The organism is Rhizobium sp. PP-CC-3G-465 (assembly GCF_004343445.1).
GTDB lineage: Bacteria > Pseudomonadota > Alphaproteobacteria > Rhizobiales > Rhizobiaceae > Ferranicluibacter > Ferranicluibacter rubi.
The window spans coordinates 340,847-362,265 of the sequence record NZ_SLYH01000002.1; the positions used below are offsets into that span (position 1 = coordinate 340,847).

General features: G+C 63.8%; 22 protein-coding genes. 9 read left to right on the forward strand and 13 right to left on the reverse strand.

What is annotated here, in order from left to right; translation table 11 throughout:
• Positions 1-2 precede the first annotated feature (2 nt).
• The gene (locus C8J33_RS13880) at positions 3-1,184 is read left to right on the forward strand and encodes a M24 family metallopeptidase (protein ID WP_110808151.1); all 1,182 of its coding nucleotides are present in this window, start codon (positions 3-5) and stop codon (positions 1,182-1,184) included.
• A 33-nt stretch (positions 1,185-1,217) separates the two neighbouring features.
• Entirely contained in the window at positions 1,218-1,631 is a 414-nt protein-coding gene (locus tag C8J33_RS13885; RefSeq protein WP_092937463.1) for a VOC family protein, read from the forward strand.
• 80 nt (positions 1,632-1,711) lie between these two features.
• Here C8J33_RS13885 and C8J33_RS13890 read toward each other — a convergent pair whose 3' ends face one another.
• Positions 1,712-2,887 (reverse strand): M24 family metallopeptidase, encoded by a 1,176-nt coding sequence (locus tag C8J33_RS13890; protein WP_110808152.1) that lies wholly within the window; start codon positions 2,885-2,887, stop codon positions 1,712-1,714.
• 305 nt (positions 2,888-3,192) lie between these two features.
• On the opposite strand from C8J33_RS13890, the gene C8J33_RS13895 reads away from it, so the two are divergent.
• The 4 genes from C8J33_RS13895 (at position 3,193) to C8J33_RS13910 (ending at position 6,160) form a co-directional block, all read left to right on the forward strand.
• Positions 3,193-3,819 carry an urea carboxylase-associated family protein gene (locus tag C8J33_RS13895; protein WP_110802036.1) on the forward strand — a complete coding sequence of 209 codons (627 nt, stop codon included), beginning with the start codon at positions 3,193-3,195 and terminating at the stop codon, positions 3,817-3,819.
• On the forward strand, positions 3,816-4,628 hold the full coding sequence (locus C8J33_RS13900; RefSeq protein ID WP_110808153.1) for an amino acid ABC transporter ATP-binding protein: 813 nt from the start codon (positions 3,816-3,818) through the stop codon (positions 4,626-4,628). The genes C8J33_RS13895 and C8J33_RS13900 overlap by 4 nt, the downstream gene beginning before the upstream one ends.
• Positions 4,625-5,281: an amino acid ABC transporter permease gene (locus tag C8J33_RS13905; protein WP_110808154.1), complete on the forward strand. Its 657-nt coding sequence runs from the start codon at positions 4,625-4,627 to the stop codon at positions 5,279-5,281. The genes C8J33_RS13900 and C8J33_RS13905 overlap by 4 nt, the downstream gene beginning before the upstream one ends.
• Before the next feature lie 90 nt (positions 5,282-5,371).
• Positions 5,372-6,160: a transporter substrate-binding domain-containing protein gene (locus C8J33_RS13910; RefSeq protein WP_110808189.1), complete on the forward strand. Its 789-nt coding sequence runs from the start codon at positions 5,372-5,374 to the stop codon at positions 6,158-6,160.
• Positions 6,161-6,234: 74 nt separating this feature from the next.
• Here the strand turns inward: C8J33_RS13910 and C8J33_RS13915 are convergent, their stop codons facing one another.
• The 6 genes from C8J33_RS13915 to C8J33_RS13940 form a co-directional block, all read right to left on the reverse strand.
• Entirely contained in the window at positions 6,235-7,092 is an 858-nt protein-coding gene (locus C8J33_RS13915) for a carbohydrate ABC transporter permease (protein WP_110808155.1), read from the reverse strand.
• 4 nt (positions 7,093-7,096) lie between these two features.
• Entirely contained in the window at positions 7,097-8,035 is a 939-nt protein-coding gene (locus tag C8J33_RS13920; protein WP_110802033.1) for a carbohydrate ABC transporter permease, read from the reverse strand.
• An 87-nt stretch (positions 8,036-8,122) separates the two neighbouring features.
• Positions 8,123-9,358 carry an ABC transporter substrate-binding protein gene (locus C8J33_RS13925; RefSeq protein WP_132664648.1) on the reverse strand — a complete coding sequence of 412 codons (1,236 nt, stop codon included), beginning with the start codon at positions 9,356-9,358 and terminating at the stop codon, positions 8,123-8,125.
• Between the two features lie 354 nt (positions 9,359-9,712).
• Positions 9,713-10,858: an ABC transporter ATP-binding protein gene (locus C8J33_RS13930; protein ID WP_110808156.1), complete on the reverse strand. Its 1,146-nt coding sequence runs from the start codon at positions 10,856-10,858 to the stop codon at positions 9,713-9,715.
• Between the two features lie 257 nt (positions 10,859-11,115).
• A complete protein-coding gene (locus C8J33_RS13935) occupies positions 11,116-12,048 on the reverse strand; it encodes a PfkB family carbohydrate kinase (protein ID WP_110808157.1) in 933 nt (310 codons plus the stop codon).
• Between the two features lie 4 nt (positions 12,049-12,052).
• The gene (locus C8J33_RS13940; protein WP_110808158.1) at positions 12,053-12,853 is read right to left on the reverse strand and encodes a class I fructose-bisphosphate aldolase; all 801 of its coding nucleotides are present in this window, start codon (positions 12,851-12,853) and stop codon (positions 12,053-12,055) included.
• Between the two features lie 220 nt (positions 12,854-13,073).
• Between C8J33_RS13940 and C8J33_RS13945 the strand changes: the two genes are divergently transcribed.
• A complete protein-coding gene (locus C8J33_RS13945) occupies positions 13,074-13,835 on the forward strand; it encodes a DeoR/GlpR family DNA-binding transcription regulator (RefSeq protein ID WP_110802029.1) in 762 nt (253 codons plus the stop codon).
• Here the strand turns inward: C8J33_RS13945 and C8J33_RS13950 are convergent.
• Genes C8J33_RS13950 through C8J33_RS13975 form a run of 6 tightly spaced genes read right to left on the reverse strand, consistent with a single transcriptional unit; the run spans position 13,826 to position 19,016 of the window.
• Positions 13,826-14,803 carry an ROK family protein gene (locus C8J33_RS13950; protein WP_132449164.1) on the reverse strand — a complete coding sequence of 326 codons (978 nt, stop codon included), beginning with the start codon at positions 14,801-14,803 and terminating at the stop codon, positions 13,826-13,828. The genes C8J33_RS13945 and C8J33_RS13950 overlap by 10 nt on opposite strands.
• Positions 14,800-15,513, reverse strand: a complete 714-nt coding sequence (locus tag C8J33_RS13955; RefSeq protein WP_110808160.1) for a ribulose-phosphate 3-epimerase — start codon at positions 15,511-15,513, stop codon at positions 14,800-14,802. The genes C8J33_RS13950 and C8J33_RS13955 overlap by 4 nt, the downstream gene beginning before the upstream one ends.
• Complete coding sequence (locus C8J33_RS13960) at positions 15,510-16,265, reverse strand: alpha/beta fold hydrolase (protein WP_110808161.1); 756 nt, start codon at positions 16,263-16,265, stop codon at positions 15,510-15,512. The genes C8J33_RS13955 and C8J33_RS13960 overlap by 4 nt, the downstream gene beginning before the upstream one ends.
• Positions 16,262-17,098, reverse strand: a complete 837-nt coding sequence (locus C8J33_RS13965; protein WP_132449166.1) for a sugar phosphate isomerase/epimerase family protein — start codon at positions 17,096-17,098, stop codon at positions 16,262-16,264. The genes C8J33_RS13960 and C8J33_RS13965 overlap by 4 nt, the downstream gene beginning before the upstream one ends.
• Positions 17,098-18,174 (reverse strand): Gfo/Idh/MocA family protein, encoded by a 1,077-nt coding sequence (locus C8J33_RS13970; RefSeq protein WP_110808163.1) that lies wholly within the window; start codon positions 18,172-18,174, stop codon positions 17,098-17,100. Before C8J33_RS13970 ends, C8J33_RS13965 begins: the two co-directional genes overlap by 1 nt.
• The gene (locus C8J33_RS13975) at positions 18,171-19,016 is read right to left on the reverse strand and encodes a sugar phosphate isomerase/epimerase family protein (RefSeq protein WP_110808164.1); all 846 of its coding nucleotides are present in this window, start codon (positions 19,014-19,016) and stop codon (positions 18,171-18,173) included. The genes C8J33_RS13970 and C8J33_RS13975 overlap by 4 nt, the downstream gene beginning before the upstream one ends.
• Before the next feature lie 310 nt (positions 19,017-19,326).
• On the opposite strand from C8J33_RS13975, the gene C8J33_RS13980 reads away from it, so the two are divergent.
• On the forward strand, positions 19,327-20,475 hold the full coding sequence (locus C8J33_RS13980; protein ID WP_110808190.1) for a Gfo/Idh/MocA family protein: 1,149 nt from the start codon (positions 19,327-19,329) through the stop codon (positions 20,473-20,475).
• A complete protein-coding gene (locus tag C8J33_RS13985; RefSeq protein ID WP_110808165.1) occupies positions 20,472-21,419 on the forward strand; it encodes an alpha/beta hydrolase in 948 nt (315 codons plus the stop codon). Before C8J33_RS13980 ends, C8J33_RS13985 begins: the two co-directional genes overlap by 4 nt.

Below are 21,419 nucleotides of genomic sequence, written 5' to 3' on the forward strand. Positions count from 1 at the left end.
TGATGGACAACGCAGCATTTCTGAACGATCCCGCCATGCGTGGCAGCGAGGCGGCCTTCCCGAGGGAAGAATATTCCGACCGGCAGGCCCGCGCGCAGGCAGCACTCCGGGCGAGCGGGCAGGCGGCACTGGTCGTGACCGGTCCGGAAACGATCTACTGGCTGACGGGCCGACAGACAGCCGGCTATTTCGCCTTTCAGGCGCTGCTTCTCCCGGCATCCGGGCCGCTGACGCTGCTCGTGCGGCAGTTGGAGTTCTTCGGCGCTGTCGCCAATACGTGGTTGAGCGATATCGTCACCTACCAGGACGGCGACGACCCGGCCGGCGCGCTGGTCTCCCTGCTGCGCGAGCGCGGCATGGGCGTGCCCGCGATCGAGCTGTCCGGCTGGTTCCTGCCGTCGCGGCTCGTCAGCGAGATCGCCCGGCGTCTTGGCGTCGCGGACCTGACGGACGGTTCCGACATCCTGCCGCCGCTGCGCATGATCAAGAGCCAGGCCGAACGCGATGCGATCCGCGCTGCCGCACGTTATGCGGACGCCGGCATGGTTGCCGCCATCGAGACCTGCATCGTCGGGGCCGATGAGAATGCGGTCGCCGCTGCCATGCTCGGCGCCGCGACGCGCGCAGGGTCGGAGGCCATGGCCATGGAACCGCTCGTTTCGTCGGGCCAGCGTAGCGGACTGCCGCACATGACATGGCGTCGTCGTCTCTTGAGCGACGGCGACCCAGTCTTTTTGGAGCTTGCCGGAAGCCATGCCCGCTATCACGCGGCCCTCATGCGCACGGTCTGGCTCGGCAAGCCGCCGGCCGAGGCGCAGCGGATGATGGACTGCGCGCTCTTCGCGTTGGACGCGGCGATCACGCAGATCCGGCCGGGTAACCCGTGCGCTGCGCCGCATGACGCCGCGCAGAGGATCATCGACGCTGCCGGCTTCACCGCCGCCTTCAGGAAGCGCATCGGCTATTCCATGGGGATCGCCTTTGCTCCCGACTGGGGCGAGGGCGGCATTCTCAGCCTGTTTTCCGGCGTATCGCGCGCCATCGAGCCCGGCATGGTCTTCCACATCCCGGCGACGCTGCGCAGCTTCGGCCACTGGACCGTCGGAGCATCGGAAACCGTCATCGTGACGGACACCGGCGCGGAGCCGCTCTCGACCCTACCTCGAACACTCACCTGTCGCTGACCCCCGTTAGCCCTGCATAAAGGAGACTTACCCGTGCGTTCACTCTTCCATCTCGCCTACCACATTACGGACCTCGATGAGGCTCGTCGCTTCTACGGTGATGTCCTTGGATGTGCCGAAGGCCGATCCACAGACACCTGGGTCGATTTCGACTTCTTCGGCCACCAGATCTCGCTCCACCTCGGCAAGCCGTTCGAGGTCACGCGGACCGGCAAGGTGGGCAACCACATGGTCATGATGCCGCATCTGGGCGTCGTCCTGCCGCTCGATGCCTGGCTGGCACTGGCCGACCGGCTGGAGAAGGCCGGAATCGCCTTCGATATTCCCCCCGTCATCCGCTTTGAAGGCGAGCCCGGCGAGCAGCGCACGATGTTCTTCTTCGATCCGAGCGGCAACCCGATCGAGGTCAAGGGCTTCAAGGACTTCGACAGCGTTTTCGCGCACTGACACTGCGAGATCGCTGCTTGTGCCAAAGCGATGCCGGGGAAGGTGACCTCCCCGGCATCCGCTGCGCTCCGGTGTTGCCGTCAGAACAGACTTGGAGACTTCGTCAGCACCTCGTTGCCGTCTTGTCCGACGATGACGATGTCCTCGTAGAAGGCGGCGCCCACGCCGTCGAGCGACAGGAAGGCCTCGATGCCGAAGACCATGTCTTGCTCGACGATATCCTCCGGCAGCGACATGCTGGTCGAAATGCGCGGCAGTTCGAAGCCGAGGCCGATGCCGTGGCCATAGAAGGGGAAATTCTTCATGATCGGCGAGATCGACCCGCCGAAGGCTGCGGTGAGCCGATCGCCTTCTGCAGCGATATCAAGCAGCCTTGCGCCCGGCCTCAGCATATCGGTCAGCCGGTGGACGAGATCGCCGGCCGCCTCGATCAGGCGGCGCTGGTCGGCATTTGCGCGACCACGCACGGCGGTGCGACCGGGGTCGAGGTAATAGCCCTGAAACAACGGGCCGTGCAGCGTGCCCGTTACGACGTCGCCGATATCGGGCACGTCGTCGCTATACCCGGTCAGCGGAAATCGCTGATCGAAGCCGAGCGTGTCGCCGTGATTGGTGCCGATCATCTGCACGCGTCCGCCGCGGCGCACGACCTCGCGCGCACATTCGCCGGCGGCTTCCCGCTCCGACATGCCGCTGACAAGGCTTTCCATCAGGATCGTCATGCCCGCCGTCGCCGTCTCCCCGGCCGTGCGGTAGGCATCGAGTTCGCGTCCGCTCTTGATCCGGCGTACCGAGCGGACGAGGTCATCGACAGGAACCCACTCGATATCGGGCGCGGTGACTTCCAGCTGCCTGTAGTATTTCACGGGGATGAGGTTGGTGCCGACCAGCGCCACCCGGCCGGAGACGCCGCGCTCGACCAAAGCGCGCGCCACGCTTTCGAAAGGGTGATTGCTGGAGCGCACGTCCTCGATGGCGACGAGATCGCGCCGGACTTCCGGTTCGTCGATATGCAGTTGCGGGTCGCGGCCCGCCTGCAGGATGACGCCCGTGAAGGAACGGGCCGTCCAGATCAGCGAGTCCATGCCGCCGCTGATCGAGTACTGGTTGGAGAGATAGAGCACGTCGCCGCAATTGTCGGTCGTTCCGCCACCCCGGCCGAACACGACGGCGGTGTCAAAGCCCCGACACTTCATCTCGACCAGGAGACGGTCCCAGCGCGTGCGATACTCATCGAGTGGGAAATAGCGGTTCATCCAGTCATCCTCATGCACGCTTCGTCATTTCGGTACACCGGCTGTATCCGTTCGTCAATTCTGGCCGTTGCCTCAGATACGGACAGACGGAGGAAATGGTTCGAACAAGCAGTGCTTGCGCATTTTTTGTTCACGCACTGCTTCGTCTTTCATCAACTTGCACATTTACCTCCCACTAAATAGTTGATTTTCCATCTTGAACTCCAGTGGTATACTGGAATAGGCTGATGGTGACAGGATGCTGCAAGCGGTGGGCCTCCTTCCGCCCCGCCTCCTGCGGCGAAAAATCGAAAGCAGCGATATCCATGAGCCAAGAACAGATGATCGTGCCAGCCAGCCATGGCGAGGCCTTCCGTGTGAAGGCGGGACAGCACGTTCTCATCGAAAATATCTACGGCAATCAGGTCGCGGATCTCTGGGCGCTCGCAGCGGACAATGCGTTCGAGACGTCGTCGCTCGACCATACACGCTCGGTGAACAGCAATATCTTCTTTGCCACCGGCATGACGCTCATGAGTTCACGCCGTCGCCCGATGCTGACGATGGTGGCCGACAGCGGTGACGTGCGCCACGACACGCTTCTGTGTCCCTGCAGCCGCGAGCTCTACCGGCAGCTCGGTTGCGCAGACGGCCACCGCAATTGTAGCGACAATTTCCACGAGGCGCTGTCAGCGCTCGATCTTGCGCTACCCTTCACGCCGGCCTCGCTCAACCTGTTCATGAACGTCCCCGTTGCCCCGGATGGCACGGTCGATCGCCTTCCGCCGACAACCGTTGCCGGCGATACCGTCGTGCTGCGGGCCGAGATGGATCTGGTGCTCGTTCTCTCCGCATGCCCGCAGGATGTCACGCCGATCAACGGCGCTTCCCGCACCCCCCGGGACATCGCGGTCACCCTTCACGACACCAACCCCGCCGAGGTGACAGCATGACACCGCCATTGCTGTCGCTGCGCGAGATCCGCAAGAGCTTCGGAGAGAACGAGGTTCTCAAGGGCGTTTCCCTCACGGTGCAGGCGGGGGAGGTGGTCTCCATCATCGGGGCGAGCGGCTCGGGAAAGAGCACCTTCCTGCGGTCGATCAACGCGCTGGAGGTGCCGCAATCCGGCTTCATGGATTTCGAGGACCAGTCCTTCGACTTCCGCACCGAGTCACGCTTCTTCCCGACTGCCGCCCAGCTGCAATCGCTGCGGACCCGGGTGGGCATGGTGTTCCAGAGCTATCACCTCTGGCCGCACATGACCGTGCTGGAGAATGTCACCCACGCACCCATCCGGCTCCTCAAGATGCCGCGCAAGCAGGCGATCGAGGAAGCGGATGCGCTTCTGTCCCGCATCGGCCTTTATGAGAAACGCGGCAGCTACCCGTCGCGGCTGTCGGGCGGACAGCAACAGCGCGTCGCGATCGCGCGGGCGCTTGCCATGAAGCCGAAGCTGATGCTGTTCGACGAGGTCACGTCGGCACTCGACCCGGAGCTCGTCCACGAAGTCCTCGTGCTCATGGCCTCCCTTGCCTCGGAGGGAATGACGATGCTGTTGGTCACCCACGAAATCGCATTTGCCCGCGACGTCTCGTCCCGCGTGCTGTTTTTCGACCAGGGCGTCATCGCCGAAGCGGGCACGCCCGATATTCTCCGGCACCCCGAGAGCGAGCGCCTGAAGCAGTTCCTGCACCGCATCCTCCATGACGACGTCGGCCATGGGTATTCCGCCTTGAACGCGCAGGAAGGACAGTCGTCATGACGTTCATTCTCGAAGAATTGCAGCTCTATGGCCCCGGCTTTCTGAAGGCCGCCTGGACGGTGTTCGCCCTGACGATCCTGACGATCGTCGTCAGCTGGGCCTGCGGGCTTCTGGCCGCTCTTGCGCAACGGTCACGGTTTAGATCTGTGCGGGCTGTCGCCGGCTTTTACATCTGGTTCATCCGCGGCACGCCGACGCTTATCCAGATCTTCATCATCTATTTCGGCCTGCCGCAGTTTGGCATCCGGCTGTCGCCGTTCACGGCCGGCGTGCTCGCCCTCGGGATCAACAGCGGCGCCTATATCGCCGAGATCGTCCGTGGCGGCCTGACGGCGATCCCGTCGGGGCAGAGCGAGTCGGCGCTTGCGCTCGGCTTCAGCCGGGCGGAGACGATGCGCACGATCATCCTGCCGCAGGTCTTCCGCATCATCCTTCCGGCCGTGACCAACGAAGCGATCTCGACATTGAAGAACACGTCGCTCCTGTCGACCATCACCGTCGTCGAACTGACGCTCTACGCCCAGACGCTTATCGCCGCGACCTTCCGGCCCTTCGAATTCTACATCGCGGTCGCGGTCATCTATCTCGTCCTGACGACCGTCCTGACGCTTCTCGCATCGTGGCTGGAGCGCCACTATGCCCGGCTGAGCTGAGGGCCCGATACAGGCGTTTTTCCGGCAAGGCACATTCGCCGCGCCGTCGCAGTGCAGACCGAATACATCAAAGAAAACAGGGAACTCGACATGCTTTTCAAAACGCTTTTCGCCGTCACTGCAACCGTCGCAAGCCTCACGCTGGGCTCGTTTGCCCACGCCGCCGACCTCGAACTGCTGGAACCCGGCAAGCTGATGGTCGCCACGGAAGGCACCTATGCGCCCTTCAGCATGCGGGCACCCGACGGCACGCTCGATGGTCTGGAAATCCGGGTCATGTCGGAGGTCGCCAAGCGCCTGAACCTCGAATACACGCCGGTCCTCATCAAGTGGGACTCGCTGCTCGTCGGCCTGCAGGCCGATCAGTACGACGTCATCAGTGCCGCGATGGACATCACCGAAGCTCGCCAGAAGCAGGTGACGTTCTCCAACGGATGGCTGGAGTCCGGCGGGCGTGTCGTGGTCGCCGAACAGTCCGAGCTGAAGACCGCCGCCGACCTCGAGGGCAAGACCGTCGGCGCGCTCGTCGCCTCCAGCTGGACGAAGATCGCGGAAGAGAAGGGCGCCACCGTCAAGGGTTACAAGGCGGAGTCGGACGCGATGCAGGATCTCGTCAATGGCAATGTCGATGCGGTCATTACGGACGCGATCGCGGCTGCCTATGCCATCAAGACGGCAAAGATGCCGCTGAAAATGACCGACGATTATGTCAGTCACGTCCAGAAGGGCTTCGCGTTCAAGATGGGCAAGCCGCACCTCGTCGAGGCCGTGAACAAGGCGCTCGCCGACATGGTGTCCGACGGCACCTATGCCAAGCTGACGACCGACCTCGTCGGCTTCGATCCGACCCCGAAGGATCCGATCAAGACGATCAAGTAAAACGTGTGTGGCGGACGTCCAACGACGTCCGCCACATCATCATGCAGGCTTCTCTTCACCTGTGTAGCGGGTCGTCAGCTCTTGACCGACCCCGACGTCATGCCGGCGAGGAAGTAGCGCTGGGCGAAGAGGTAGAGGAGGAGGAGCGGCAGCGAGCCGAGGACGCTCATGGCCATCATCTCGTTCCACTCGAAGGCGTGTTGCCCCATGAGAAGCTGGATGCCGATCGGGACGGTGCGCAGGTCCATGGATTTCGTCAGCGTCAGCGCAAAGAGGAACTCGTTCCAGGACAGAAGAAACGTATAGACCGCGGTGGCCACGATGCCGGGCACCGAGACCGGGACGATAACGCGCCAGAGGGCCGTCCAGCTGGTGCCGCCGTCGACCAGCACAGCTTCGTCCAGCTCCTTCGGCAGCGTGTTGAGATAGCCGGTCATCAGCAGGATGGCATAGGGCAACGTGAAGACGAGGTAGGTGAGGATCAGCGCGAAGTAGGTATCGAAAATGCCGAAGGCGACCACCATGCCGAAATAGGGAATGAGCAAAGTGATCGGCGGCACGGTCTGCGTGCTGATAATGAAGATGTTCAGCGTGTTCTTGAATCGAAACGCATAGCGGCTGAAGCCATAGGCGGTGATGATCGCCACGAGCAGTGTCAGTAGGGTGACGACGCCGGCGACGATGTAGCTGTTGATGAAGAAGCGGATCTTCACCGGATCGTCGAAGATCGAGGCATAGGCAATGAACGTATAGACGTCCGGCAGCAGTTTCGGGGGTAGGGCGAAGATTTCCGTGTTGGATTTCAGCGAGCTGAAGAACATCCAGAGAATGGGGAAACCCGCAAAGACGAGGCCGATCGCCAGGCCGATATAGGTGAGAACGGTCGGAAGGATGGAGCGGCTTGACGAGCGCTTCGAGGAGCGTTGGGCCATGGGATTACCTGCCCTTCTGATGCTTGATGTAGAAATACGTCACGCTCATGGAGATGACGAGGATGATGATCGCGCTCGCTGAGGCCAGCGAGAACTCGTATTGCGAAAAGGCGAGCTTGTAGGTGTAGGTGCTCAGCACCTCGGTCGAATAGATCGGCCCGCCGCCGGTCGTCATCCAGACCAGCGGGAAGACCTGCATCGTCCAGATGAAATCGAGAAGCGCGATCGAGATGATGATCGGCATCAGTTGCGGGATGGTGATGTACCAGAATTTCTGCAGTTCGTTCGCTCCGTCGATGCCGGCCGCCTCGTAGAGTTCCTTAGAGATACCCTGCAGACCGGCCAGCAGGCTGACCATGTAGAGCGGATAGCCGGCCCAGATGTTCGCGAATGTCAGGGCATGAAGGGCGGTCGCGGTGGATGAGAACCATTCGACTTTGAAATCCACGATGTGGAGCGCCATGAGCACGCTGTTCACGACGCCGTTCGGGTCGAGCAGCAACCGCCAGATGATGGCGATGATGACGGCGGTAAACAGCCACGGCAGGATGTAGAGCACGCGCAACAGGCTACGAACCGCGGGATCGATGCGCTGGGTATTGAGGAGAAGCGCGAAGGCGAGGCCGATGAGGAAGTGGAAGACCACGCTCATGACCGTGAAATAGAGGGTTTGTCCGAAGGCCTGCCAGAAGATCGCGTCCCGGAAGATCGTCAGGTAATTCTGAAAGCCGACGAAGGCGGCATCCTTCTTCATGATCGCGCCGTCCATCAGCGAATAGCGGAAGACCATGATCATGGGAAACAGCATGAGCACCGAGAAGAGCAGGGTCGCCGGTGCGATGTAGAGATAGGGGACCAGCCGTTTGCGCGTCCGATAGGTCAGAAGGCCGCTGCTGCGCTTTTTAGCCGGTTGGACGGCCAGACCTTGCATCACACTGCTCATGACGATTGCTTTCCCGGTTTCCTCAAGGGCGGATGAAGTACCCCGGCAAGCGGTTGATCGCCTGCCGGGGCTGGAAATCCTGCTCGACTAGAACTTGGTCAGCCACTGCTTCTGCGCGTTGGCCGCGGCTTCCTTTGCCGTTTCCGAACCGTCGAACATCTTCTGCACCTCGATACCCATCTGACGCATCAGCTCCTCGGCCACGGGAAGGCCGACGAACTCGTTGGCGAGATGGCCGCTCTGGAAGATTGCGAAGGCCTCTTCGAACAGCGGGTCGGACTTCGAGAAGTCGGGCTTTGCGTTCACATTGCCCGGAAACGCATTGGCGATGGAGACGAGGCGGCCGTTGACGTCGGGGCTCATCAGGTATTCGACGAGCTTCCAGGCCTCTTCCTTATGCTTGCTGCCTTCGCTGATGCCGATGCCCCAGGAGGCATAGGGCAGTCCGCGCTTGCCGGTATAGCCATCGACGGCGGGCAGGGCCGAGATGCCGAAATTGAGCTTCGGGTTGCGTTCGCGGATGAGGTTGATGTGGGCCAGCGAGTCGACCATCATGCCGACGCGGCCGTTGACGAACTCCTCGACCTTGTCCTGCTCCTTCTTGGCGAAGATGCCGGGCGAGATGACGCCCGCGTCGTGCAGGGACTTGATGTATTCGAGGGTGCCGACGACAGATTCGTTTTCGAGATCCGGCTTGCCGTCCTTCAGCATCGATCCGCCGGACGCCCAGGTCCAGGACATCACGTCGTTCTGAATACCGCCGGGGTTCTGCAGCGACAGCGGCAGCACCCAACCATACTGGTTCTTGCCCGCATCCGTCATCTTCTTCGCCGCATCGGCAAATTCCGTGCGCGTGCCCGGGATCTTGTCGACGCCGGCGGCCTTGGCGAGGTCGAGGTTGACGAACACCGGATAGACGAACGAGGCGAGCGGGAACATGACGCTGTTGCCGTCGACCTTGACGATATCGGCGATCTGGCCGGCATCGTATTTCGCATTGGCCATCAGCGGATCCATCGACGCGATGGCACCCTGTTTGGCAAGGCCGTTGACCCAGGCGCCATCAAGACCGACGACATCGCTGAGCGTGCCGGACGCCGCGCCGACGACGATCTGGTCGCGGGTGGTGGCATAGGGGCCGCTGACCAGCGTGACCTTGATGCCCGGATTGGCCTTCTCGAAATCGTCCATGATACCGCGGAGTGCGCCCGCGGGCATCTCCGGCTCCCACCACTGGATGAACTCGATGGTGGTATCGGCGAACGCAGCGGTCGAGCACAATGCCCAGAGTGCTGCGGTGGCAAGAAGCTTCGTAGCTTTCATGATCCCCTCCCAGGAATACGGTTTGTTCGATCCTCCCAGATCGATATGGCAGTAGGGTCCCGAACGCCGACACCTGTCAACGTCCATTTTCGGCATGAAACGCGTTTCGCGTTCCGGGGTCTTCAAGATACCAATTAAATCACTGATATCTATGGTTTTATAGAGCGTGTCTCACGGAGCATTTTATTTGGAATAAATGACTTGAGGATCGTTTTCTCTTTACGTTCGTAAAGAAATGAAAGTGGGCCTTGCCGGGAGCTTTTTCGTCTTGATCGCGCATCCCTGTATCGCGGTTGTCAGCATTCAGGTCGGCGGCTTTTCCCGCATCCACGGCACCCAGCCAGCGCCCCCGGCTCAGAGCGCCAGATGGCTCTCCGGGTCGAAGAAATGCAGCTTGGCGACATCGATCGCCACGTCGATCCGCTCGCCGGCACGGGCGTGGCTCGTGGCTTCGAACTTGGCGACGGCGTTCGCAGCACTGCTCAGTTCCTCGACGGCATCGGGGTCGCCGGAATCGACGCGGACGGCATCGATATTGAGATGGACGATCCACTCCGATCCAAGTTCTTCGATGGATTTGACCGTTGCCGGGATCGTCGGATGCATCGCACCGGACGCGAGCTTGCTGTCGTGCAGATCTTCTGGCCGAATACCGAACAGGACCGTCCGCCCCTCGAACGCCGTCAAGCCGGGGGATCGTGCGAAGGCTTCCGCCGACAGCGGCAGAGAGAAGGTCGGCAGGACGACGCGGCCATTTTCGAGGCGGCCTTGGAAGAGGTTCATCGACGGCGAGCCGATGAAGCCGGCGACGAAGGCGTTGACCGGCTTGCTGTAGAGGATCTTCGGCGTATCCACCTGCTGCAGCACGCCGCCTTTGAGCACTGCGACGCGGTCGCCCATCGTCAGCGCCTCCGTCTGGTCGTGTGTCACGTAGATCGTGGTCACGGCTAGCTGGCGTTGCAGGCTGACGATTTCGGCGCGCATCTGCACGCGCAGCTTGGCGTCGAGGTTGGAGAGCGGCTCGTCCATGAGGAAGGCCGCCGGCTCCCGCACCATGGCCCGCCCCATCGCCACACGCTGGCGCTGCCCGCCGGAGAGCTCGGCCGGCTTGCTGCCGAGCACCTTGGTCAATTGCAAGGTCTTTGCGATCTCGTTGACGCGTTTTGTTCGTTCATCCTTGCTTTTGCCCGCAAGCTTCATCGAGAAGGCGATGTTGTCGAACACGGTCATGTGCGGGTAGAGCGCGTAAGACTGGAACACCATGGCGATGTTGCGGTCCTTGGGCGAGAGATCGACGACGTTCTCGCCGCCGATGCTCAGCGTGCCGCTGCTGATCTCCTCCAGCCCCGCGATCATGCGAAGAGCCGTCGATTTGCCGCAGCCCGAAGGCCCGACGAGGATCAGAAACTCGCCGTCGCGGATCGTCAGGCTGAGATCCTTGATCGCATGGAATTCCGTTCCAAAGGTCTTGCAGATTTTGTCCAGCACCACATCGGCCACGGTGTTTTCCTCCCTGTTTCCTCAGCCATCGGAACCTTGCGATGGCCCTTGTGCGACAGCGCCGATAGAAGGCCTGTCCGCATCCCGTTCGTCAACGGCCTGTCGCCGCCAGGAGCCTCCAAGATTGTCGGACGCTCGTGATGTCAGTATCCCAGGCCGTTGAGAAGAAACGCTTTTCTCAGCGTATCCTAAGCATTTCGAATGAAAAAGTATTTTTTTACGCGTGCAATTTTATTGGCGTGTTCGCTGCGCGCGCTTCAGGGCATCGCCAGCGGTCGTGGGGCGCCCGCTGCCTGCATCAGCGCGGTGCAGGCGGGGTGATCGGGAAGGGCCATTCGACCACCCTTTCCGGTGACGGAGATGGCGGCAGCAGCAGCGGCATATCGGACGCAGTCGATCGGCGGCTGCCCCCGGGCCAGCGCCAGGGCGTAGGCGCCATGAAAGCAGTCGCCTGCGCCCGTCGTATCCACAGCACGAACCGCGTAGGCCGGCACGTGCCAGTTTCCGGCGTCGCCCGCCTGCCTCACGAAGGCGCCGCGATCGCCGTCGGTGAGGACGACAGCTGCCCGGTCGTCGGTCCACAGATGTCGGAGGATGGCGGCAGGCGCGGTCTCGCCCGTCTGCGCCTCGGCATAGGCCAGCGGCAGGACGAGATGATCGGCAAGAGCGATCAGACGGTCCGTCGCCGTGCCGATCGACCATTCGATGTCGGCAACCACAGACAATCCGAGGGCGCGCGCCCGCGCGACGGTCCGCTCGGAATGCGTTGCATACCCATCCACGAGCAGAACACGAGCCTCCGACAGCGTCTCGTCGCTCAGATCGTGGCAGGTCCCGTGGGGGACATCGTCGTCATAGGCGATGAAACGATCGCCGTCCGGCCCGACGGTGATGACGGAGCGGATGGCACGGGCATCTGCCCGGCGCGGGGCGCGGGAAACGTCCACGCCTTGCCGCTCCAGTTCGCTGGCACTCGGATCCTCGTCCGGCGTGCTGCCGAGCCAGCCGATGAAGCCTGCCTGGCCGCCGAGTTTCGCAACCGCCACGAGGGCGGTCGCGACGTTGCCGCCGAAGTCTCGTGTGCGCCCCACGACCTTGCCCTTCCCGGCCTTCAGCGGGCGATCGACATAGACGATGTCGTCGATGGCGACGGCGCCGAAGCCGAGAACGTCGAGGCGGTGCGGTGCCATGGCGTCAGGCGCCTGCGGCCGTCAGGGCAGCTTCGGGCGCCATGCCGTCGTGAATGACGAGCTTGAAGGCGCGGGCAGCCTTCGTCGTATCGCCGTGACCCCAGAGGTTGCGGCCGACGACGGCACCGCGGGCACCGGCGCGCAGCGCGTCGCTGGTCTGCGTCAGTGCGCCCAGGAGCGTATCGGTCTTCGGTCCGCCCGCAATGACGATCGGGACCGGGCAGGTGGCGACGGTTTCCTTGAAGCTGTCGAAGTCGCCGGTGTAGCCGACCTTGATGACATCGACGCCCGTCTCGAAGCCGATGCGGACGGCATAGGCGATTTCATCCGGTGTGAAGACGATCTTGCCGCCATTGGCGTAATCGCGGGGATAGACGTGGGCGACGACGGGCATTTCGAAGCGTGCGGCGGCGTTGACGGTGTCGGTCAGCCAGCGGATATAGTGGCCTTCGGTATCGCCGCGCACGGGAATGGCCACGGCCAGCGCATCGGCGCCGTAGCGAACCGCATCTTCCGGCGTGGCGATGAGCTGCCGGATGCGGTCGTCCGGCGTGAAGCAGCCGGCCTGGATGACCAGCGCTGCCTTGCCGGCATAGGCCGACCAGAGGTGCCGGGCGGCACCCGGCTGGATGCTGATATAGTCAGGGCCTCCCGCCATGACCCGCTCCAGCGCGCCGGGCAGGTCCGCAAGTCCGCCTTCGCGCACATTGCCATAGCCGACGAAATGATCGACGGCGCCGCCGAACAGGTTTCCCGATGCATGCGAAAACAGGCGCGACAGCCGTACTTTGGTTCCAAGGCCCATGATGATTTCCTCCGTTGATGTCTTTCTGCGTATGCGCTGCAGCTAACTCGAAAGAAAAGAAACATTCAATATTTCGATTTCTTTCGTTTGCAATTTAGTTTACCGATGACTGATTATTTCTTCCGCGATATTGCACTGCACATGCTCGTTTTCGTATCATGTCGCGAATGTTAGTTTCGTTTTTCGAAAGTCACCATCGTTCCTCCTCATCGGATCCGTCATGCTTGCAGAACAAAGACGACATCAGATCATGCTCGAGCTCCAGCGCGTGGGTCAGGCTAAGACCCGCGAACTTGCGGAGCGCTTCGGGGTATCCGAAGTCACCATTCGCTCGGACCTCGAACATCTCGATGCGAAGAAGCAGCTCATCAAGACCCATGGCGGCGCGATCGCCTTGCCGGTGGACTCGCCGGCGGCTGCCTTCGAGGAGCGGATGAACCGCAATTTCGAAGCCAAGCGGCGCATTGCGCAGATGGCGGCGCGGCTGATCCTCGACAACCAGTCCATCGTGTTCGACAGCGGCTCGACGCTGCTGCAACTGGCGATGCAGATGCCGCCCGTCCACAATGTCGTCGTCGCCACCACCGCCATGAACATTGCCCAGCACCTGATGTATCGCCCGGGACTGGACGTTCACATGATCGGCGGACGGGTGTTTCCCAATACGGTCAGCACCATTGTCTCCGATGCGGACAAGGCCGTGGGTGGGCTGGTGGCGCACCAGGCATTCGTCAGCGCGCATGCCATCGATCACGCATTCGACGTGGTCGATGTGTCCGAGGATATCGCCCGCACGAAACGCAACCTCGTGCGCATGGCGCGGCGCGTCATCCTGGTCGCGGACTCCACGAAGTGGGACATCGGCGCGTCGTCCAAGGCCTTCCCGCTGTCGCGGGTCGACATGATCATAACCGATACCGGCATGCCCTATTCCATCCGGAGCCGCCTCGACAAGCTGGATGTCGAGGTCCGCTACGTCTGATCGCCGCCGCGCGTCACGACGCCCTGTGCCGGAAAGACCAGCCCCGCCGCACCCACCAGTCCGGCATTTGTTCCGAGCTCGGCCCGCACGATGACGACGTCGCGATAGGCCGACATGGCCCGCGTCGCGACGACGCTGCGGATGCCACCGATCAGGAGATCGAAGGCATTCGAAAGTCCGCCGCCAATGACGACGATATCCGGCGAGAAGATGTGCAGAAGGTTGGTCAGTCCGATGCCGAGCCATTCCGCCTCCTTCGCGATCAGGGCAAGTGCAGCAGGATCGCCGACCCTTGCCGCCTCCACCACCGCTCGCGCGCCCGGCCGTCCGATGTCGATCTGTGCCGCGGCGATTTTCTCTCCGCCTGGCCGGAGAGCGGCCTCCGCGCCGCGATGGCCGAGGGCCGTTCCCGATGCCAGCGCCTCGAAACAACCGACATTGCCGCAAAGGCAAGTCGGGCCGGAACCGGAGAGCGTCATGTGGCCGATCTCGACGGCAAGGCCGCGGCTGCCGTGGAATATGCGTCCATGGGAGACGACGCCGCCTCCGATGCCGGTGGAGACGGTGATGAACAGCACGGTCTCGAAGCCGCGGCCGGCACCGTAGTGCCACTCGCCAAGCGCCGCCACATTCGCGTCGTTGTCCAGGAAGACTGGAAGGCCCAGCCGCGCGGACAAGCGCTCAACCACGGGAACATCGTGCCAGCCGGCAAGCGTCGGTGGCGCGATCATGATGCCTGCCACCGGATCCAGCGGGCCGGGTGCACCGAGCCCGACGCCCGCGATCTCGTGGCCCGCTTGCGCCGTGAGCTTTTCGGCAAGCGACGCCATCTGGTCGAGCACCGCATCGACGCCGTCGCGGGCACGGGTCGGCACCGTCAGGGACTGCCGCACTTCGCCCGCGCGGCTGACGATGGCCGCACGCAGATCCGTACCGCCGAGATCGAAGGCGAGTGCGACGGTGGTCATGCCGCCCTGCCGCCAAGCCCGTGCAGCCAGGCGATCCGGGCGGCGAGATCGGACGCGCCGAAGGCCAGCGAACCCAGCACGACCGTTTCCGCGCCCGCTGCACGCAGATCCGGCACCGTCGTCTCCCTTATGCCGCCGTCGGCCGCAAGAATGATATCGGGGCGCCCCGCCGCCTCGATGAGGCGTCGCGCTTCGCCAAGCCGGCTGCAGGCCTCGGGCGCAAGCGATTGTCCCTTGACGCCGATCCGCGTGCCGAGCAGCGTGACCATGCCCACATGCGGCAGGAACGGCAGGATCGCCTCGACCGGGGTCTCGAGCCGCAGGACCACGCCGCCGACGACACCGGCCGCGCGCGCCGTCGCCAGTGCCCGAAGGCCCGCTTCGCCGTTTTCGGCGTGGACGCTGAGAAGGCTGGCGCCGGCTTCGATGAACTGCGCTGCCTGCGCCTCCACGCTGTCGGCTTCCACCATCAGGTGTACGTGGATCGGAACCTTCGTGCGCTGTGCGATCTGGGCCACGAGATCGGGGAAAAACAGGTATCCCGGCGCAAACCGCCCGTCCGCGACGTCGATATGGTGGAGGTCTGCCACCGCCTCGATACGGTTCAGGTCGCGCTGCAGGTTCACCAGATCGGCCGACCAGAGCGAGAATTCGGCCAGCAGCCGGTCGCGGGGCAGGGACGAGATGGCGTGGGCGTGATTGTCGATCATGGCGTTCTCCGAGCGTGCAGGGCGAGAAAGTCCGCAATCGCGGCTTTGACCTCATGGTGGTGGCGATCACGGTCCAGCGCCTTCGGCACGACGCTGACGAGCCGGGCGCCGGGAATCGTGGCCGCGAGCGTTTCGGCGCAGGCCTGCGGGTGGATCGCATCGTGGTCGTTGGCGATGATCAGCGTGGGAAGCCGCAGGGCCTCGACCTCGTGCCGTGGGGCGCCCGGGGAACCCGCGGCGATATCGGCCAGGACCTCGGCAAAGAGGGTGGCCTGCGGCCTGTCGGCATAGCCAAGCAGCGAGGCGAGATTGTCGGGCGCTTCGCGTGCAAGGCGCCGTCCGGTTTCGCCTGCGGAAAATTCGGCGCGGGCGGCTTCGGGCGGGAGACGCTGTAGCAGGACCGCCATCTCGGCGATGGGGGCCATATTGTCGGGCGCGCTGGCGAAGCTCCAGGCGGGCCGGACAAGGATAAGGCCCGTCACGCGCTCGGGATGGCGGCAGGCGAGATGGAGCGATATTGCGGCACCCATCGAAATGCCAGCCGCGACGAAGGTGCGATGTTCGGCCATCGCGTCGAGCGCGTCCTGCGCGAAGAGCGGGATGCCGAACGGCCGGTCGGGGCCGAGCGGCGTATCCTTGTGGCCGCGGCAGTTGACGGTCACCCGAAGCGCATCCGCCGTCTCCGGCCAGTTTGCGGCAACCTGTGCGTCGTCACCGCCCAATCCGTGCTGGAAAAGAACCGCTTGCGTCATGCGGGCACCGCAAGCAGAGGCGCGAGGAACCGCGCCACATGGGGTGCCTCTTCCGGTTCCAGTCCGTGCGTCACGACGGCGTCGTTGAAGCCGGAGGCGCGCAGGCGCGCGATGAAATCGGCGAAATCCACCACGCCGCGCCTGGGTGCTGCAAACCGGCCATCGGCATGGCGGTCCTTGGCATGCGCCATGGCCGTGAAGCCGGCTGCGATATCCACGGCGCGTGCGACGATTTCGCGGGCCTCGTTTGCATCGGCTTTCTCGAACAGGTTTGCCGGATCGAGCACAATCCTCAGCCGGTTCGAACCCATTTCCGTAATCAGCCGGCAAGCCTCTTCGGCAGATCTGACGACATTGGCTTGTTCCGGCTCGATGCCGAGCACGATCCCCGCCGCGTCCGCACGGGCAAGGGCCGCAGCCATCTCCTTTGCCATGTCGGCCCAGGCCTCCGGCGTGGCATTGTCGGGGTGGTGCGCCCACTGGTCGCTCGGATGGCGGGAGCCGGTGCAGAGCGTGACGAGCGGGATGCGGAGCGCGCCCGCGATATCGATGACGCGGCTGAGGGCCTGCCGTCCGCGTGCGCGAACTTCGGGATCGGGGTGGGCCATGTTGTAGGTACCGGAAAGGGCGGCGAGACCGACGCCGGAGGCCAAGCGTGCCGCATCGATCCGCGCGACCAGCGCGACCATGTCCTCGATCTCATCCGGCAGGGACGGCAGCCCGGCGCAGGCGAGATTGAACTGCACGGTCTCGTAGCCGGCCGCCCGCGCTGCCTGCAGCACGGCGGCGGGATCGGTGCCGGCAAAGGTCTTTGCAAAGATGCCGAGCTGCATCAGACCGCTCCCGTGACGGAGGCAAGCTCGACGCGCTCGCCGCTCTCCACCGAGCGGGCGATGGCGACCATGGCGCGGATGGAGGCAAGGCCATCGTGGACATCGGCGCCGCGCATCGGCGCACCGTTGAGGACCGTATCGGCAAGACCTTCGAGCTGCCGGCGGAAGAAATGGCCATCGGCCCCGAGCGGGCGCCGCGACGTCGCATCCTTCTCGTGGAAGATATCGACTTCGGAGGACCGGAAGTACCAGGGATTGAAGGTTTTCGCGACGACCGAGCCGTTCTCGCCATAGAGCTGGAAGCCCTCGTGCCAGTCCATTCGCACCGCTACCGTCAGGTCGAGATGGCCGAGTGCGCCACTGGCGAATTCGGTTTCGACGAACCAGCAATAGGCGCCGAAGCGCGTCGCGAGACGCGCGCGGACGGCGACGATATCGCCGCAGAAGAAACGGGCGGTGTCGACCAGATGCGACCCGTGCGCGAGCATGAAATATTGCCGGAGATCGGCCTTGGGATTGCCACCTGGCCGGCGCGCCAGCTTGCTGGAAACCGGCAGCGGCTGAATGGCGTCCGTATTGGTGTAGCGATGCGTGCTGTCGCAGTACCAGGCCTTCAGCGCCAGGATCTCGCCCATGTCGTCGCGCACGAAATCCCGTGCCGCCTCCAGCGCCGGATCGAACCGCTTCATATGGCCGACCTGCAGGATCTTGCCCGAGGCATCGACGGCACGGGCGAGCCCCTCGCCCTCTTCGATGGATACGCCGATCGGCTTTTCGCAGAGCACATGCTTGCCGGCCTGGAGCGCCTTGATCGACATCGGCACATGATAGGCATCCGACGTCGCGACGATCACGGCTTCCAGATCGGGGTCGGCCAGCATCGCGTCGTAATCGGCAAACGTGCGCTGCGGCTCGTAGGTGGCCGCCATGCGTGCCAGAAGATCCGGCGCCGCATCGCAGATGGCGTAGAGATCGGCATTCTCAGCCTTCACGCAGGATTCCAGATGCGCGAATTGCGCGATGGGTCCGCATCCGAGCACGCCGACCCGGAGCCGTCTCTCCCGTTTGCGGATCACGATTGCGCTCCCTTGCGGGTATCGGCAAAGCCCATGCGCGACAGCGTCTCGCGGTTGACGCGCACGGCGCTTGCGGGGTCTTTGCCCGCCTCTTCGCTTTCCTCCTCGACGACGATCCAGCCGTTGAAATGCGGCGCCTGACCGGCGATGTCGATGACGTCGGCAATGTCGCAGACCCCGGCGCCGAGCATCGCCCAGTCGCCGGCAGCATCCACGTCCTTCAGGTGGACGTAGCGGATGCGATCCTGGAATGCGGTGAGCGTTTCGGCCATGACCTGGCCGCCGCGCAGAATATGCCCGGTATCCGGCACCCAGCCGACCTGCGGGTCGAGGCGCGAGAAGATCTCGTCGTAATCGCTGCGGGTGTAGAGCAGCGTCCGGTGATGGGAGGAGGGGTGGACGGCGACCGTGACGCCGGCCGCGCGCCCGATATCGCTCGCCTTGTTGTAGATCTCGGATGCAACACCGAACCCGTCTTCCCGCGGCGCATCCGACATCGAGGTCGCCGAGCCGAGGGACACCAGCGCACCGGGAAAGCGGACCACGAAATCCACCCAGCGCTTGACGGCATCCAGATCGTCTTCGATCCGGTCCGGCATGGTGAAGCCGCTGTCGGAGCCGAAGGCGAAGGACACGAGCGTGAGGCCGGCATCATCCAGCGCGCGCCGGAAGTCGGCGGGACGCTCTGCATAATCGCCGATCATGGTGTTGGTGATTTCGATGCCGGTGTAACCGCCTTTCGCGATCGCCCTGATCAGATCGTCCGGGCCACCTTTCCAGCCGGCGCCGAGCATCTCCCACGTGTAGGTCTGGCAGCCGAACGCCCGTTCCGTTTTCGTCATCTGTCGGTTCCTGTCATGGTTTCCGGGCCCATCGTTTTCGGGTCCGTCGTGCGAGCGCCTCTGCCTGTCTTTCCCGGCAGAGACCGCGCCGGTCTCTTCAGGCGAGAAGGCGGGCCCGGCAGACTTGCGGGCGATCGGGCACGCGGCAGGCCTCGAAAGCCTGGACTTGAGTGTAATTCGTCGCGATTTTGATGGATGTCACCGTTGCCTCCCAGCCTGGTTGGTTGTACGTAAGATAAATTCTTATCGCACGTCAACATATTTTGTCTGCGTGTTCGTGACCACGCGGCGCAACGATCAGGTTCAGGACATGACGGAAACTCTTCGCCAACCACTTAGGATCGGCATCGTGGGATGCGGCAACATCTCGATGGCTTACCTGCGCAACGCACCGCTGTTCCGCGGCGTTGACATCGTCGCCTGCGCCGACGTCAACCCGCAGGCAGCGGAGCAGCGCGCCGCGCAGTTCGGCTTGCGGGCCAGCAGCGTCGATGCCCTGATGGCGGCAGCCGATGTGGACCTCGTGCTCAACCTCACCATTCCCGCGGCACATTTCGACATCTCGATGCAGGCACTGGAAGCGCAGAAACATGTCTTCACGGAAAAGCCGCTGGCAGTGACGGCGGAACTCGGCCGTCGGCTGGTGAGCGAAGCTGCTGCGCGCGGGCTTCTGATCGGCTCGGCGCCGGATACGTTTCTCGGTGCGGCCGGACGGTATGCGCGGCGACTGATGGAATCCGGCGCGATCGGCAAACCGGTGACCGGCACCGCCTTCATGATGGGGCGCGGCATGGAGCATTGGCATCCTGATCCCGGTTTCTACTACCAGCCGGGTGCCGGCCCCGTGATGGACATGGGCCCTTACTACCTGACGATGCTGGTCAACCTCATGGGTCCCGTCCGGCGGGTACAGGCCGTGGCCACCAGCGGCCAGAAGGACCGGCTGATCACCGCAGACGGCCCGAAGAAGGGAACGCGCTTTTCCGTGGCAACACCGACGAGCGTCCTGTCGCTGCTCGAATTCGAGAGTGGCGCCACGATCACGTTCGGCGCGTCCTGGGATGTTTTCCGCCACTCCAACCATCCGATCGAACTGCATGGCACCGAAGGCTCGCTGCGCCTGCCGGACCCGGACACGTTCGGCGGCACGGTGGCGCTCTCCGAGCGGGGTGACGACTGGAAGACGACGGATACGGCGACGCTTCCCTATGGCGCCGTCAACTGGCCGGTCGATGCGCCGGACAGGGCGAACTACCGCATGCTGGGCCTTGCCGATCTCGCCCGGGCGATCGAGGAAAAGCGTCCGCCGCGCGCCTCCGGTGACCTTGCGCTGCATGTGCTGGAGATCATGGAAGGTATTCTGCAGGCGGGCGAAACCGGGGTCGCGCAGGCCATCGGAGGCGGGGTGGACCAGCCGTCCGAACTGCGGGAAGACGAAGCCCGGAGCCTGCTCGCATGACCGGGCTCGATCTCTCCGCCAAGCGCGTCCTTGATAGGGCGGCCAGCGACAATGCGCCACCCATCGAGACCCTGTCGCCAGAGGAGGCCCGCAGCGGCTTTCTCGAAGGGTTCGCCCCGATGCAGAAGCCGCTCGAAGACGTCGCGGCGACGGAGGAACGCTTTCTTGGGCCATTGCGTCTCCGGATCTGGCGCGGGCAGGGCGCACCCGTCGAAGGCGCGCCGGCCCTTCTCTATCTTCATGGTGGCGGATGGGTCATCGGGGCGCCGGAGAGCCATGAGGACATCTGCCGCATCCTCGCCAATCTTACAGGTGCCGTCGTTGTCTCGCCCGATTACCGGCTCGCACCCGATGATCCGTTTCCCGCCGCGATCGACGACTGCGCCGCGGTTCTCTCCGACATGGCGGCACACGGCGAGCGCTACGGCATCGATCCTGCCCGCATCGCGGTCGGCGGCGACAGTGCCGGCGGAAACCTCGCGGCCGTTCTGGCGCTGATGGCGCGCGACGGCACGGCGCCGCGACTGACGGCGCAGATCCTGATCTATCCCGTGACGGATCAGAGCCAAGGCTCCGACAGCTATCGCCGCTACGCGCGGGATTTCGGGCTGACCGCCGCCGGCATGGCCTGGTTTCGCGCGCACTATCTGCCGGAAGATGCCGACAGGACGGACTGGCGCCTGTCTCCGCTGCTGGCTTCATCGCTGCACGGCGTTGCCCCGGCGTTCGTCGCTCTTGCCGGTCATGACGTGCTCTACGACGAGGGTGCGGCCTATGCCGAGCGCTTGCAGAGGGAGGCGACGGTGATCGTCAAGACCTGGCCGGGTCAGATCCACGGCTTCGTCTCCATGGGCGGCATCATTCCGCAAGCGCGGGAGGCGCTGGAGGCCGCCGCCGCGGCCTGGGCTGCGTTCGATGCAGAAAGCCGCCAGGCACGACGATAA